General features: G+C 72.5%; 13 protein-coding genes. 10 read left to right on the top strand and 3 right to left on the bottom strand.

Translation table 11 applies throughout. The annotated features are described in order from the left end of the window. Positions 1-4: 4 nt before the first annotated feature. The gene (gene radA / locus J7I97_RS00910; RefSeq protein WP_251058360.1) at positions 5-1,474 is read right to left on the bottom strand and encodes a DNA repair protein RadA; all 1,470 of its coding nucleotides are present in this window, start codon (positions 1,472-1,474) and stop codon (positions 5-7) included. Between the two features lie 182 nt (positions 1,475-1,656). Here radA and J7I97_RS00905 point away from each other — a divergent pair, with 182 nt between their 5' ends. Further along, on the top strand, positions 1,657-3,414 hold the full coding sequence (locus J7I97_RS00905) for a sigma-70 family RNA polymerase sigma factor (RefSeq protein WP_214930381.1): 1,758 nt from the start codon (positions 1,657-1,659) through the stop codon (positions 3,412-3,414). On the opposite strand, the gene J7I97_RS00900 is transcribed toward J7I97_RS00905, so the two are convergent. Next, positions 3,411-4,220 carry a hypothetical protein gene (locus tag J7I97_RS00900; RefSeq protein WP_214930380.1) on the bottom strand — a complete coding sequence of 270 codons (810 nt, stop codon included), beginning with the start codon at positions 4,218-4,220 and terminating at the stop codon, positions 3,411-3,413. The genes J7I97_RS00905 and J7I97_RS00900 overlap by 4 nt on opposite strands. Positions 4,221-4,283: 63 nt before the next feature. Here J7I97_RS00900 and J7I97_RS00895 point away from each other — a divergent pair, with 63 nt between their 5' ends. The 4 genes from J7I97_RS00895 to ilvD all read left to right on the top strand — a co-directional run bounded on the left by J7I97_RS00895 (position 4,284) and on the right by ilvD (position 8,749). After that, complete coding sequence (locus tag J7I97_RS00895; protein WP_214930379.1) at positions 4,284-5,213, top strand: Ppx/GppA phosphatase family protein; 930 nt, start codon at positions 4,284-4,286, stop codon at positions 5,211-5,213. A gap of 84 nt (positions 5,214-5,297) precedes the next feature. After that, complete coding sequence (locus tag J7I97_RS00890) at positions 5,298-6,137, top strand: sugar phosphate isomerase/epimerase (RefSeq protein ID WP_214930378.1); 840 nt, start codon at positions 5,298-5,300, stop codon at positions 6,135-6,137. Continuing rightward, positions 6,134-6,763, top strand: a complete 630-nt coding sequence (locus J7I97_RS00885; protein ID WP_214930377.1) for a TetR family transcriptional regulator — start codon at positions 6,134-6,136, stop codon at positions 6,761-6,763. Before J7I97_RS00890 ends, J7I97_RS00885 begins: the two co-directional genes overlap by 4 nt. Positions 6,764-6,898: 135 nt before the next feature. Next, complete coding sequence (gene ilvD / locus J7I97_RS00880) at positions 6,899-8,749, top strand: dihydroxy-acid dehydratase (protein ID WP_214930376.1); 1,851 nt, start codon at positions 6,899-6,901, stop codon at positions 8,747-8,749. A 34-nt stretch (positions 8,750-8,783) separates the two neighbouring features. On the opposite strand, the gene J7I97_RS00875 is transcribed toward ilvD, so the two are convergent. Beyond that, complete coding sequence (locus J7I97_RS00875) at positions 8,784-10,928, bottom strand: serine/threonine-protein kinase (protein WP_308369184.1); 2,145 nt, start codon at positions 10,926-10,928, stop codon at positions 8,784-8,786. Between the two features lie 130 nt (positions 10,929-11,058). On the opposite strand from J7I97_RS00875, the gene J7I97_RS00870 reads away from it, so the two are divergent. The 5 genes from J7I97_RS00870 (at position 11,059) to proC (ending at position 14,525) form a co-directional block, all read left to right on the top strand. Beyond that, positions 11,059-11,364, top strand: coding sequence for an SH3 domain-containing protein (locus J7I97_RS00870; protein ID WP_214930375.1), 306 nt, complete (start codon positions 11,059-11,061; stop codon positions 11,362-11,364). A gap of 72 nt (positions 11,365-11,436) precedes the next feature. After that, entirely contained in the window at positions 11,437-11,979 is a 543-nt protein-coding gene (locus J7I97_RS00865; RefSeq protein WP_214930374.1) for a hypothetical protein, read from the top strand. 106 nt (positions 11,980-12,085) lie between these two features. Further along, a complete protein-coding gene (locus J7I97_RS00860) occupies positions 12,086-12,883 on the top strand; it encodes an ABC transporter ATP-binding protein (RefSeq protein WP_214930373.1) in 798 nt (265 codons plus the stop codon). Continuing rightward, complete coding sequence (locus tag J7I97_RS00855; RefSeq protein WP_251051746.1) at positions 12,880-13,641, top strand: ABC transporter permease; 762 nt, start codon at positions 12,880-12,882, stop codon at positions 13,639-13,641. Before J7I97_RS00860 ends, J7I97_RS00855 begins: the two co-directional genes overlap by 4 nt. Positions 13,642-13,715: 74 nt before the next feature. Next, positions 13,716-14,525, top strand: a complete 810-nt coding sequence (gene proC, locus J7I97_RS00850; protein WP_214930372.1) for a pyrroline-5-carboxylate reductase — start codon at positions 13,716-13,718, stop codon at positions 14,523-14,525. The last annotated feature ends 618 nt before the right edge of the window (positions 14,526-15,143 follow it).

The raw sequence follows: 15,143 nt of genomic DNA, 5'->3' as shown, positions 1-15,143 counted from the left end.
CCCCTTATTCGACGCCCGCACCGACGCCCGCACCGGCTCCTGCCCCCGCACCCGCCGCCGCGCCCGCACCCCGCTCCCGCGCCGGCGTACGCGACCGCCCGCGCGGCAGAACCCGTAGCGCATCGCCCACGTCCGCGACCTCGGTCACCTTCATCCCGGCCGGCACCTTGCCCGGATCGACCGGGACCAGCGCGTGCGTGAACCCCAGCCGGTGCGCCTCCGCGAGCCGCCGCTGTACGCCGGTCACCCGCCGCACCTCACCGGCCAGGCCGACCTCGCCGATCGCGACCAGGTTCTTCGGCAGCGGGACGTCACTGGCGGCGGACGCCAGCGCGAGCGCGATCGCCAGGTCGGCGGCCGGCTCGGTGAGCTTCACGCCGCCCACGGTCGCGCTGTAGATGTCGCGCTTGCCCAGCGCGGTGATCCGGCCGCGCTGCTCCAGCACCGCCAGCATCATCGAGACGCGGGAGGTCTCCAGGCCCGAGGTGGTGCGCCGGGGCGAAGGGATCTGCGAGTCCACGGTCAGCGCCTGCACCTCCGCGACCAGCGGACGCTTCCCTTCCAGGGTCACGGTCAGGCAGGTCCCCGGGACGGCCTCCGCGCGCCGGGTCAGGAACAGCCCGCTCGGGTCGGCGAGCCCGGTGATCCCCTCGTCGTGCAGTTCGAAGCAGCCGACCTCGTCGGTCGCGCCGTACCGGTTCTTCACGCCGCGCACGAGGCGCAGGCGGGCGTGCCGGTCGCCCTCGAAGCTCAGGACGACATCCACCAGGTGCTCCAGCAGCCGGGGACCGGCGATCGCCCCGTCCTTGGTGACGTGGCCGACCAGCAGGGTGGCCATCCCGCGCTCCTTGGAGGCCCGGATCAGCGCCCCGGCCACCTCCCGCACCTGGGCCATTCCGCCGGGTGCGCCGTCGATCTCGGGCGAGGCGACCGTCTGTACGGAGTCCAGGACCAGCAGCGAGGGCTTCACGGCGTCGAGGTGCCCCAGCACCGCCGACAGATCGGTCTCGGCGGCGAGGTACAGGTGATCGCTCAGCGCGTTGATCCGGTCGGCCCGCAGCCGCACCTGGCTCGCCGACTCCTCGGCCGTGACGTACAGCGTGCGGTGCTCGTCGCTGGCCGCCTTCGCCGCGACGTCCAGCAGCAGCGTCGACTTCCCGACGCCCGGCTCGCCCGCGAGCAGCACGACGGCGCCGGGCACGAGCCCACCGCCGAGGACACGGTCCAGCTCGCTCACGCCGGTGCTGCGCGCGGTGGCCGTCCGTCCGTCGACCTGCGCGATCGGGACCGCGGCCGTCGACACCCGCCCGGCCGCGGTGGTCCGTACGGCGGGCGCGCCGCCGATCTCCTCGACGGTGCCCCAGGCCTGGCACTCGGGGCACCGCCCGAGCCACTTGGCGGTGGAGTACCCGCACTCGGTACAGCGGTAGGACGGCCGGTCCTTGGCGGATGAACGAGATGTACGGGCAGCCATGCGCCCCACGGTATCGGCCCCCACCGACAGCGCGGCCACAGCCGCCCGACCCTCCCCTTTCCCCCTGGCGGCCCCGCAACGTCAGGGCGGCGGTCAGCACAGGCCCGATCTGTTCACCCGTAAGGGCTAAATGTGCTGAAGGCTTCCAGGCCGTCACCCGCGTGCGGCCTACGGTCACCCAGGTGAGCAGCAGCGACCAGGAACACCCCGCATCGCGCACCGGCGCACACCGGGCGCACGGGCGCACGCCCACCGAAAGGTCCACCGGGCAGCACAAGCCGCCCCCGCCGCCATTCCGGCACGAGCCCTACCTGGACGGCCTGTTCACGTACTGCCTGTCGGTCCTGTGCGACCACGACACCGCCACCGACGTGCTGGGCGATGTCCTCGCCGTGGCCGAGCGGTACCCCGGCCGCTGCCCCGACGAGGGGGAGCGGCGGGCCTGGCTGTACGCCCTCGCCCGGTGGGCCTGCCTGCGCCGGCTCGCCGAGCAGCGGCGCAAACGACTGGGGGCGCATTCCGCCCGGCGTACGCCGGAGCGCACGAAGTCCGGGCCCGCGCCGGACCTGCTGGACGTGTCGGCGTACCGGCGCACCGAGCTGGCCCGCCTCGCCTGGCCGGAAGCCGCCGGGACCACGCCCGAGCAGCGCGAGGCCCTCGAACTCGCCGTCCGCCACCGCCTCGGCGTCCCCGAGCTCGCCTCCGTCCTCGGCACCCTCCCGACCGCCGCCCGGGAGCTGCTGTCCGGCGCCGCCTGCGAGGTGGAGCGCACCCGGGCCGCCCTCGCGGTCGTCGAGACCGGCAGCTGTCCGGCGGTGTCCCGGCTCACCGCGGCCGGCGGCGACGGCCTGGTCCTGCTCTCCACCACCCTGCGCGGCGAACTCGTCCGGCACGTCGACGACTGCCCGCGGTGTCGCCGTGTCGCGGAACGCGTGGGGGCCGCCGCGCCCTGGCCGGGTTCCGGCGGCATCAACACCGCCGCGCTCCCGCTGGTACCGGCCCCCCGGATCGCGGTCCACGCCGCGATGCTCCGCTCCGGGCGCGGCCGCGGGCGCGGACCGGGCCCCCGTTTCGACCGCACCGGCTTCCCGATGGACCCCAAGGACCGCGCGGCCCGCCGCGACCGGTTCCGGGCCCGGGCGGTGACCACCACCGTGGTCGCCACCGTCGTCGCCGCTCCGGTCCTGGCGCTCTGGGCGGCGTACCGCGGCGCCCCCGACACCGGCGACCCCGTGGGCACCGACGCCGCCACTCGTATCTCCGCCGGCGAGTCCCAGATCCCGGCGCACGCCGCCGGCCGGCCGGCGGCCGCCTACGAGAACGCCGGCAACACCGCCCACACCACCGGCCGGCCCGGCTTCGCCACGGGCTTCGCGGAAGACAGTGCCGCCCCCGACGTCTCCGTGGAGGTCATCAGCACCGGCCCGCCGGCCACCCCCGACCACTCCGGCCCGGGCGGCCCCGGCCGGCTCACCGTGGCCGCGTCCTCCTACCGCGCCACCACCCTGCTCACCCTCACCGCGTCCGGCGGCGCCCCGGTGGACTGGCGGCTCTGGTCGGACGCCCCGTGGCTGCGAGCGAGCCGGACCGTGGGCACGCTGGCCCCGGGAGAATCGGTCCACCTACGGATCACCGTGGACGCCGACGCCCAGCCCGCGGGCGCCTGGACGGCCCACGTCGGGGTCGACCCCGGCGGCGCGGTCGTCTCCGTCCGGGGCCGCGGCCGCCCGGCCCCGACGTCCGCGCCCACTCCCACACCGACCACACCGACCGCGCCGGCCTCCGAGACGCCGACTCCGACCCACTCCCCGACCCCGACGGCCACTGCGACGCCGACTCCCACCCCGACGCCGACACCCACTCCCACGCCGACGCCGACCGCGTCAGAAGGAACGGTTTCCCCGACCCCGGACCCGACTCCGACCCCCTCCGGCTCCTAAACCGGATCGGCGGGGTGGGGAGCCATCGGCAGCAGCGAGGCCAGCCGCGCCTCGCACAGCCGCACGAGCTCCTCGTAGGCCTCCTTGCCCATCAGCTCCGTCAGCTCGGCGCGGTACGACACGTAGACCGGCTCACCCGCGCCGTGCGCGGACGTGGCAGACGTACACCACCAGTGCAGGTCGTGGCCGCCCGGACCCCAGCCGCGGCGGTCGTACTCGCCGATCGAGACCTGGAGCACGCGGGTGTCGTCGGGCCGGTCGATCCAGTCGTAGGTCCGCCGGATCGGCAGCTGCCAGCACACGTCCGGCTTGGTCTCCAGGGGCTCGCGCCCCTCGCGCAGCGCCAGGATGTGCAGCGAGCACCCCGCGCCGCCCGCGAAACCGGGCCGGTTCTGGAAGATGCAGGAGCCTTCCCAGCGCCGGGTCTGCCGCTCCCCGTCGTCGTCCTTCTGCACCCAGCCCGACGCGGTACCGACATCGTGGAACTGCCACAGATCGGGCGTCAGCCGCGCCACGTGTCCGGCCACGCGCTTCTCGTCGTCCTCGTCGGAGAAGTGCGCACCGAGCGTGCAGCAGCCGTCATCGGCCCGTCCGGCCTGGATGCCCTGGCAGCCGCTGCCGAAGATGCAGGTCCAGCGGGAGGTCAGCCAGGTCAGGTCGCACCGGAAGATCTGTTCGTCGTCGGCGGGATCGGGGAACTCGACCCAGGCACGGGGAAAGTCGAGCCCCTTCTCGTCACTGGCGACCACGGCCTGGGCCTTGGCCTTTTTCGTCCGGGACTTGTTGGCCTTCTTCGTATTTGGCACAAACCCAAGCCTAAGCGCCCCTTACTCCACTCGGACTCCTGGCGCACAGTAGCGTTTCCTCTCATGAGACTCGGTGTCCTTGATGTGGGTTCGAACACGATCCATCTGCTGGTGGTGGACGCGCACCCCGGCGCGCGCCCGCTGCCCGCGCACTCGCACAAGGTGGAACTGCGGCTGGCGGAGCTGCTCGACGAGCGCGGCGCGGTCAGCCCGGAGGGCGTCGAGCGTCTCGTCTCGGTGATCGCGGGGGCGGTGCAGGCCGCCGAGGACAAGGGGTGCGAGGACGTCCTCCCCTTCGCGACCAGTGCCGTGCGCGAGGCCACGAACGCGGACGAGGTCCTGGCCCGGGTGAAGGCGGACACCGGTATCGACCTCCCCATCCTCAGCGGCGACGACGAGGCGCGGCTCACCTTCCTCGCCGCCCGCCGCTGGTTCGGCTGGTCCGCGGGCAAGCTGCTGGTCCTCGACATCGGCGGCGGCTCGCTGGAGATCGCGTACGGCATAGACGAGGAGCCCGACGCGGCCGCCTCCCTGCCGCTGGGCGCGGGCCGCCTGACATCGGGCTGGCTCACCGGGGACCCGCCGGACCCGTCGGACATCAAGGCCCTACGGCGGCACGTGCGGGCGACGATCGCCCGGACGGTGGGCGAATTCAGCCGCTTCGGCGCGCCGGACCACGTGGTGGCCACCTCGAAGACCTTCAAGCAGCTGGCCCGCATCGCCGGCGCGGCCCGCTCGGCGGACGGCCTGTACGTCCAGCGGGACCTGAGCCGGAAGTCCCTGGAGGAATGGGTCCCACGGCTGGCGGCGATGACGACGGCCGAGCGCTCTGCCCTCCCGGGCGTCTCGGAGGGCCGCGCCGCGCAGCTCCTCGCGGGGGCCCTGGTCGCGGAAGGCGCGATGGACCTCTTCGGCGTCGACGACCTCGAAATCTGCCCCTGGGCCCTCCGCGAAGGCGTCATCCTCCGCCGCCTGGACCACCTGCCCACCTGACCTCCCCGGCCGGAAGCCCGGCGAGTGCGGGGCGGTCTCCCGTACCCCCGTACTGGCCGGCCGGGCCATCGGTACGCTGTCCCCGTGGCCCAACCCCCGACCGCGAGAGCAAAAGTCGCCCTCTCCACCGCCTCCGTCTATCCCGAGTCCACGGCGACCGCCTTCGAGATCGCCGCGCGCCTCGGCTACGACGGCGTCGAGGTCATGGTCTGGACGGACCCGGTCAGCCAGGACATCGACGCCCTGCGCCGCCTATCCGACGACCACCAGGTCCCCATCCTGGCCATCCACGCCCCCTGCCTCCTCATCACCCAGCGCGTCTGGTCCACCGACCCCTGGACCAAACTCCAGCGGGCCCAGGCGGCAGCCGAGAAGCTCGGCGCGAGCACGGTCGTGGTCCATCCCCCCTTCCGCTGGCAGCGCGCGTACTCCCGCGACTTCGTCACCGGCATCTGGCGCATGGCCGACGAGACCGACGTCCGTTTCGCCGTCGAGAACATGTACCCCTGGCGCTACCGCGACCGCGAGATGCTCGCGTACGCCCCCGAGTGGGACGTGACCAAGGACGACTACCGCCACTTCACGGTCGACCTCTCCCACACCGCCACCGCTCGCACGGACGCCACCGCGATGGTCGACCGGATGGGCGACCGCCTCGCGCACGTCCACCTCGCCGACGGCAACGGCTCCGCCAAGGACGAGCACCTCGTCCCCGGCCGCGGCACCCAGCCCTGCGCCGAGCTGCTGGAACGTCTCGCCACCTCCGCGTTCGACGGCCACGTCGTCATCGAGGTCAACACCCGCCGCGCGATGTCCTCCGCGGAGCGCGAGGCCGACCTCGCCGAGGCCCTGGCGTTCACCCGCCTCCACCTCGCCGCGGCACCCACCACCGCGGCACCCACCACCCCGGCGCGCCGCCCATGACCGCGGCCCCCGGCGAACCGCCGAAGCGACGCCGCGGCCCCGGCCGCCCCCGCCACGACGAGACGGCCGACGGCCCCGGCACCCAGGAGCGCATCCGCCTCGCCGCCCGCTCCGAGTTCGCCGCACGCGGCTACGACAAGACCTCCGTACGCGGCATCGCCAAGGCCGCCGGCGTCGACCCGGCCCTGGTCCACCACTACTTCGGCAGCAAGGACGACCTCTTCGCCGCCGCCATCGAGCTCAGCATGGAGCCCGCCCTCGTCCTCCCGCAGATCCTCGGCGAGGGCCCCGACGGCATCGGCGAACGCCTGGCCCGCTACTTCCTGGGCATCTGGGAGAACCCGGTCACCCGCGCCCCCCTCCTCGCCGTCATCCGCTCGGCCCTCACCCACGAGGCCGCCGCGAAGGTGCTGCGCCGCCTCATCCTGCGCCGGCTCCTGGAACGCGTCGCGGCCGACCTCAACGTCCCCGACCCCACCTTCCGCGCCGAGCTCGCCGCGTCCCACATGGTCGGCATCGCGATCCTGCGCTACGTCGTCCAGGTCGAGCCCCTCGCATCCGCCGACCCGGAGGCCATCGTGGCCCTGGTGTCGCCAACCCTCCAGCGCTACCTGACCGAGGTTTGAGCCACCCGTCCCGCCATCCGGACACCCCGTTCGCGCGCGAGGCGGTAGGCGTAGCCTCGTAACTGAGTCATATCTACCGTCGCGGCCGTGTCCGGCAACCGCCCGTACGCACCGCACTCATGGGGAGTGAACCCGATGCCCGACCTGAGGTCCCGCACCGTCACCCACGGCCGCAACATGGCAGGCGCACGTGCGCTGATGCGCGCCTCGGGCGTAGCGAGCGAGGACATCGGCAAGCCGATCATCGCGGTCGCCAACTCGTTCACCGAGTTCGTCCCCGGCCACACCCACCTGGCCCCCGTCGGCCGGATCGTCTCCGACGCCATCCGCGCCGCCGGCGCCATCCCGCGCGAGTTCAACACCATCGCGGTCGACGACGGCATCGCCATGGGCCACGCCGGCATGCTGTACTCCCTGCCCTCCCGCGACCTCATCGCGGACAGCGTCGAGTACATGGTCGAAGCCCACTGCGCGGACGCCCTGATCTGCATCTCCAACTGCGACAAGATCACCCCCGGGATGCTGATGGCCGCCATGCGCCTCAACATCCCGGTCGTCTTCGTCTCCGGCGGCCCGATGGAGGCCGGCCAGGCCACCCTCGTCGACGGCACCGTCCGCAAGCTCGACCTGATCGACGCCATGGTCGACGCCGCCAACGAGAACATCTCGGACGCGGACGTCCTGCGCATCGAAGAGAACGCCTGTCCCACCTGCGGCTCTTGTTCCGGCATGTTCACCGCCAACTCGATGAACTGCCTCGCCGAGGCCATCGGCCTGGCCCTGCCCGGCAACGGCTCCGTCCTCGCGACGCACACCGCCCGCCGCGCCCTTTACGAGGACGCCGGCCGCACGATCGTCGAGATCACCAAGCGCCACTACGAGCAGGACGACCACTCGGTCCTCCCGCGCTCCATCGCCACCCGCCAGGCCTTCGAGAACGCCATGGCCCTCGACATCGCCATGGGCGGCTCGACGAACACGATCCTCCACCTCCTCGCCGCCGCGCAGGAGGCCGGCCTGGACTACGACCTCACCGACATCGACGAGGTCTCGCGCCGCGTCCCGTGCCTGGCCAAGGTCGCCCCGAACGTGGCGCCCGGCGGCACGTACTACATGGAGGACATCCACCGCGCCGGCGGCATCCCCGCCATCCTCGGCGAACTGCACCGCGGCGGCCTCCTCAACAAGGACGTCACCACGGTCCACTCGGAGAACCTGGAGGACTGGCTCGCCGAGTGGGACGCCCGCTCCGGCACGGCGACCGACGAGGCGATGGAGCTGTGGCACGCGGCCCCCGGCTGCAAGCGCTCCGCCACCGCCTTCTCCCAGTCCGAGCGCTGGGAGACCCTCGACCTCGACGCCGAGGGCGGCTGCATCCGCTCCGTCCAGCACGCGTACTCCAAGGACGGCGGCCTGGCGGTCCTGCGCGGGAACATCGCGGCCGACGGCTGCGTGGTCAAAACGGCCGGCGTCGACGAGTCGATCTGGACCTTCGAGGGCCCGGCGGTCGTCTGCGAGTCGCAGGACGAGGCCGTCGACAAGATCCTCCGTAAGGAGATCAAGGCGGGCGACGTCGTCGTCATCCGCTACGAGGGCCCGCGCGGCGGCCCCGGCATGCAGGAGATGCTCTACCCGACGTCGTTCCTGAAGGGCCGCGGCCTCGGCAAGGTCTGCGCCCTGGTCACCGACGGCCGCTTCTCCGGCGGCACATCGGGCCTCTCCATCGGCCACGCCTCCCCGGAGGCCGCCTCGGGCGGCACCATCGCCCTGGTCGAGGACGGCGACCGCATCCGCATCGACATCCCGAACCGCTCGATCGAGCTCCTGGTCTCCGACGAGACCCTGGCCGCCCGCCGCGAAGCCCTCGGCGGCGTCTATGCCCCGAAGAACCGCGAACGCAAGGTCTCCGCGGCCCTGCGCGCCTATGCGGCCATGGCCACCAGCGCCGACAAGGGCGCGGTCCGCGACGTCTCCCGGCTGGGCTGACCCCGGGCACAACGCCGAACCCCGCCGGGGGATTTCACCACCCGGCGGGGTTCTTGGCGTCCACGGCGAACACGGACCCGTCGGGCGCGGTGGCGTAAACCCGGCCTTCGGCGACGACGGGGGCGGGCAGGGTCGCGGCGTACGTCTGCCCGCCGGCGGCGGCCATCCGGGGCTTCGTCTGCCCCACCAGCCGCCGGGACTTGGCGTCCACCGCCAGCAGGCGCCCGTCCAGGGCGGTGAGGTACACCCGTCCGTCGCCGAGCACAGGACGGGAGGCCGTGGTCACGCCCGTCTCCAGCCGCCATTCCTCCCGGTCGCGGCCCACTGCCACGAGTGCGCCCGAGGTGCCGAAGAGATACGCCACCCCATCGGGGCCGACGGTCGCCTGCGCCTCCAGCAACGGGGTGGACAGCCGGGTCGAGCGCACCGCGTGCGACTGCGAGTCGACGCGTATGACGGCGTGGGTCATCAGACCCGCGTCGACTGCCAGGAGGTACAGCCCGCTGTTCGACATCCCGACCGGCTCCACCAGTCCGGCCACCCGGACCTGTGCAAGCACCGCCCCGCTCGCCGGGTCCACCTCCGAGACCTGCGTCGACCTTCCGTCCGCCGAGGGGCTGCAGACGTAGAGGAAGCCGCCCGGGCGGTCCGCTCCCGTGACCGCCCCCGTGACCCATGCGGAGCCCACCCCGCCGATCTGCTTCGCCCACTGCACGGCCCCCGTGGCCGCGTCCAGCGCGGTGGCCTTCCCGTCCGCGTTCGTGATCAGGACCCGGGTACCGGCGGGCACGGTCTTCGCGCCCTGCGGAAGGCTGCGCTTCCAGCGCTCCGCGCCCGTCGCGGGATCCAGCGCCCGGAGCAGTCCGCTGCCGGCCGGCACCGTGAGCACGAGCCCGCCGTTGACGAGCGGAGCGGCGGTGTTCGTCGCCCCTTGCTCCGCTCGCACCGACCACAGCGCCCTGCCGTTCTCGGGGTCGAGCCGGGCGGCGGCCAGGCCGGGCCCCGAGCAGTACAGGGCCGACTCCCAGGAGCAGGCCGATGCGCGGCTGCCCAGGGACACCGCCCAGGGCGCGAAGCGCGCCGCCCCCGCTGCCGGCTGCCCGGTCTTCTCCGCGGCGACCTGCCCCGAGGGCTCCGCGGCCGCCCCGAATCGCAGGTACCCGGCGGCCGCCCCGCCCGCGAGCAGCAGCCCGAGCCCCGCCGCCGCGGCCGCCTTGCGCTGGCGCCCGGTGGTCCTGCGCCTGGTTGTCCGGCGCCCGGCCGGCCCGGCCGGCCCGGGCGACGGCTCGGCGGTGATCCGTTCCCGGCGGTGCGTGGCCTCTTCCGGCTCGTCCGGCTCCACCGGCCGCCGCGGCTGCGGGATGAACGCCTGCGTGTCCTCGCCGGTCGGATACGCGACCGCCCGCATCTCGGCGATCAGGGCGTCGGCCGTGGGCCGCTCCGCCGGGTCCTTCGCCAAGCAGCGCGCGACGACGGGTGCGAGCCGAGGCGGCAGCCCGGTCAGATCGGGCTCGCTGTGCACCACCTGATACGCCACCAGGTAGTGGCTGTCGGAGTCGAACGGCCCCCGCCCGGTCGCCGCGTGCACCAGCACCGCACCCAGGGCGAACACATCGGCGGCCGTGCCCACGTCGCGAGGCCGCTGGAACTGCTCGGGCGCCATGTACGGCGGAGTCCCGATCAGCTTCCCCGTCTCCGTCCGCAGATCGCTGTCGGCGGGCCGCGAGATCCCGAAGTCGATGACCCGCACCCCGTCCGGCGCCATCAGCACATTGCTGGGCTTGAGATCCCGGTGCACGACCCCCGCCCGGTGGATGTCCCGCAGGGCCTCCGCCAGCCCGGCGGCGAGCCGCGTCAGTTCCGGGGGGTCCAGCACCTTCTCCCGTACCCGCTCGGCGAGCGTGGGGGAGTCGATGAACAGGGTGGCCATCCACGGCCGCTCGGCATCCGGATCCGCGTCCACCACGGGCGCGGTGAACGCCCCGCTCACCCGCCGGGCGGCCTCGACCTCCTGCCGGAACCGGGCCCGGAATTCAGGGTCCACCGCGTGCTCGGGGTGCACGATCTTGACGGCGAGTTTCAGCCCCGAGCCGGACGTGGCCAGGTGGACGACGCCCATCCCGCCGGAGCCAAGGACGGACTCGAGCCGGTACTGCCCGGCATATTCCGGAAATCCCACGTAATCCGCCCGCAGCGAATGCACCGCTCACCACCCCCGCCGGAGCCTAGTCGATGGCTCATGCGAATATCCAAGGTCCTGCTACCCTGCGCGAGTTGCGCAGGGCAACGCCCACGGGGGGAGATTCCACATGTCTGTTGAGAACGATTCCAGCCAAGTCGAGACCGTCACATCGGGTTCCGGGTATCAGACATATCCGGTTGCTCCGGGCTACCGGGTGAATGTCCGCAGTGGCCCGGGAACCAATTACTCGATCGAAAAGGTCCTGCCCTACGGGGCGAGCGTGACCATTCACTGCCAGACGCCGGGCGAGTGGATCACCGGCCCGTACGGCACGTCGAACATCTGGGACTGCATCGGCAACGGCCTCTTCGTCGCCGACTCGTACGTGAAGACGGGCGTCGACGGCTACGTCGCCACCCGCTGCGCCATCTGACCGGTCACCGTCACCGGTCTGCCAGGTGAGACAACCCGGACCGGGCCGGCCCGGCGGGGGATAATCGCTGATGTGAGCGACGACCAGCGAGACCAGACCCCGGCCGAGCCGGCCGCCCGGGCCCAAGGCCAGGCCGAGGCCCCCGCCGGGCCCCAGCCCGAGCCGATCCGCTTCTTCGGCACCACCTGGGTGAACCACGACGGGGGCTACCCGCTGCGCCGCGCCGCCGTCGCCGCCGGCTCCCTCGTCACCGCCGTAGCCGCCGCCGTGCTGCTCCGGCTCGCCTACGAGGGCCTGGAGATCGGCAACGTCGGCTCGTTCCTCAGCATCTCCGTCGTCGTCCTCTTCGCGATCGCCAGTTCCATCGCCTTCGCCAAGACGTGGGAGTCCTTCAGCCGCCGCCCCGCCCCGTCCTCCGACGAGGCCGCCCTCAAGGGCCTTAAGGCGATCGGTTTCATCGGCTCCCTCATCGCGTACTTCCTCCGCTGCTTCTCCGAAGCCCCCGGCGAGAAGCTGCGCCGCGCCGAGTACGAGCGCGCCAAGGCCGAATTCGCCCGCCGCCGCAGATCCCGTACAGGCAACCCGGCCGCGCGCCGCCCCAAGCGCAAGAGGTAGCCCCGAGTCCCAACGGCCGGCCCCAACCACCGGCCCCGAGCACCAACGACCCCTCACCCGCCCGGCCGGTTGACGCCCCGGCACAGCCAGGAGCATTATTCATCGCATGATGAATAACCAGGCCGCCCAGGGAGTCCCGGCCGCCGTGCACGCCCGCGGCCTGACCGTCCGCCGCGGCACCGGCCGCCACCCCCGCACCGTCCTCGACGCCATCGACTTCGATGTCCCCCGCGGCCGTATCACCGGCCTCCTCGGCCCCTCCGGCTGCGGAAAATCCACCCTCATGCGCGCCATCGTCGGCACCCAGGCCCACGTCACCGGCACCCTCGACGTCCTCGGCCGCCCCGCCGGCCGCCCCGAGCTCCGCTCCCGCATCGGCTACGTCACCCAGGCGTCCTCCGTCTACGACGACCTCACCGTCCGGCAGAACCTCGACTACTTCGCCGCCGTCCTCGACCCCGGCCGGGCCGCCGCCGACCGCCGCGCCGACGCCGTGACCCGCGTCATCACCGACGTCGACCTCACCACCCACACCACCGTCCTCGCCGGAAACCTCTCCGGCGGCCAGCGCAGCCGCGTCTCCCTCGCCGTCGCCCTCCTCGGCACCCCCGAACTCCTCGTCCTCGACGAACCCACCGTCGGCCTCGACCCCGTCCTGCGCCGCGACCTGTGGAACCTCTTCCACGAGCTCGCCGCCACCCGGGGCGCCACCCTCCTCGTCTCCTCGCACGTCATGGACGAGGCCGAGCGCTGCCACGACCTGCTCCTCATGCGCGACGGCCGCATCCTCGCCCAGGACACCCCCGACGCCCTCCGCACCCGCACCGACTCCGCCACCGTCGAGGAGGCCTTCCTCCGCCTCGTCGACGAAGCCAACGTCAAGGCCGCCCGGGAGACCCGATGAGCACCGCGCCGAACACCCTCATGAACCCCGCCCGCACCACCGCCACCGCGGCCCGCGTCCTGCGCCAGCTCCGCCACGACCCGCGCTCCATCGCGCTGATGGTGCTGGTCCCCGTACTGATGCTGGTCCTGCTGCGCTACGTCTTCGACGGCAGCCCGCAGACCTTCAACAGCATCGGCGCCAGCCTCCTCGGCATCTTCCCCCTCATCACGATGTTCCTGATCACCTCCATCGCGACCCTGCGCGAGCGCACCTCCGGCACCCTCGAACGACTCCTCGCCATGCCGCTCGGCAAGGGCGACCTCATCGCCGGCTACGCCCTCGCCTTCGGCGCCATGGCGGTCGTCCAGTCCCTGCTCGCCACCGGCGTCGCCCTCTGGCTCCTCGGCCTCGACGTCGTCGGCTCCCCGTGGCTGCTCCTGCTCGTCGCCCTGCTCGACGCGCTGCTCGGTACAGCACTGGGCCTGTTCGTCTCCGCCTTCGCCGCCTCCGAGTTCCAGGCCGTCCAGTTCATGCCGGCGGTGATCTTCCCCCAGCTCCTGCTGTGCGGACTCTTCGCCGCACGCAACACCATGCAGCCCGTCCTCGAAGGCCTCTCCAACGTCCTGCCCATGTCCTACGCCGTCGACGGCATGACCCAGGTCCTCACCCACACCGACATGACCGCCGACTTCATCCGGGACGCCGTCGTCGTCGCCGCCTGCGCCCTGCTCGTCCTCGCCCTCGGCGCGGCCACCCTGCGCCGCCGCACCCCCTGACCGCACTGCCGCACCCCCTGACCGCACTACGGACAGCACCTCGCCGTTCCCCGCCCGAGTGCGAAGATGAGGGCATGACCCAGACAGTCGCCGTCCTCGGTACCGGCAAGATCGGCGAGGCCCTGCTCAGCGGGATGATCCGCGGCGGCTGGCCCGCCGCGAAGCTCCTCGTCACCGCCCGCCGCCCCGAACGCGCCGAGGAACTGCACACCCGCTACGGCGTCGAGGCCGTCAGCAACGCCGAGGCCGCCAAGCGCGCGGACACCCTCATCCTCACCGTCAAGCCGCAGGACATGGGCAAGCTGCTCGACGAGCTCGCCCCGCACGTCCCCGCCGACCGCCTGGTCATCAGCGGCGCCGCCGGCATCCCCACCTCCTTCTTCGAGGAGCGGCTCGCCCCCGGCACCCCCGTCGTGCGCGTCATGACGAACACGCCCGCCCTCGTCGACGAGGCCATGTCCGTCATCTCGGCCGGCAGCCACGCCACCGCCGAGCACCTCCTCCACACCGAGGAGATCTTCGGCGGCGTCGGCAAGACCCTGCGTGTCCCCGAGTCCCAGCAGGACGCCGCCACCGCCCTCTCCGGCTCCGGTCCGGCCTACTTCTACTTCCTCGTCGAAGCCATGACCGATGCGGGCATCCTCCTGGGCCTGCCCCGCGCCCAGGCCCACGACCTGATCGTCCAGGCCGCCATCGGCGCCGCCGTGATGCTCCGCGACAGCGGCGAGCACCCGGTCAAACTCCGCGAGGCCGTCACCTCTCCGGCGGGCACGACCATCAACGCCATCGTGGAGCTGGAGAAGCACGGAGTCCGGGCAGCCCTGATCGCCGCCCTCGAAGCCGCCCGCGACCGCAGCCGCGAACTCGCCTCCGGCAACAGCTGAGGTACGGGGCCCCGCGCGAGCGGGGCCCCTCTCCCGTTACCCGTACCGCTGGTTGAACCGCACCGCCAGATCCCGGGTCAGCTCCACGTGCTGGTAGCTCCCCAGCAGCGCCCTCCGGGTGACGCCTGCACCAGGGTTGACACACGTGTGCGTAGTCCGTAAGGTTCTTCGAGTTGTCCGAAGTGAGCGCCGACCCCGGTCGGTCCCCGGACAGCCATTCCGCACCACACATTCGAACGAACGACGCACTGTGTCGTCTTGTTTTCATGCGTATTTGCGAATGAGGAATCCGCGTTCCAGGACGCAGTCGCCGATTAGGTTCGGGGGCAGGGAATCCGCTACTGTCTCACTCGTCGGAAGGGCCCAACAGCCCGGAAGGCAAAACCCGCTGACTGGGAGTCAGGCCCGAAAGAGTCTGATAGAGTCGGAAACGCAAGAACACAGAACGAAAGCCCGGAGGAAAGCCCGCGAGGGTGAGTACAAAGGAAGCGTCCGTTCCTTGAGAACTCAACAGCGTGCCAAAAATCAACGCCAGAAGTTGATACCCCGTCCACTTCGGTGGATGAGGTTCCTTTGAAAAAGACCTGTGAGGTCGCCTTCGGGTGATGCTTGCAGGCA

This window comes from Streptomyces sp. ISL-87 (assembly GCF_018614095.1).
Lineage (GTDB): Bacteria > Actinomycetota > Actinomycetes > Streptomycetales > Streptomycetaceae > Streptomyces.
Note: the sequence above shows the minus strand (reverse complement) of the source record. Positions and strands in the feature narration are given on the sequence as shown.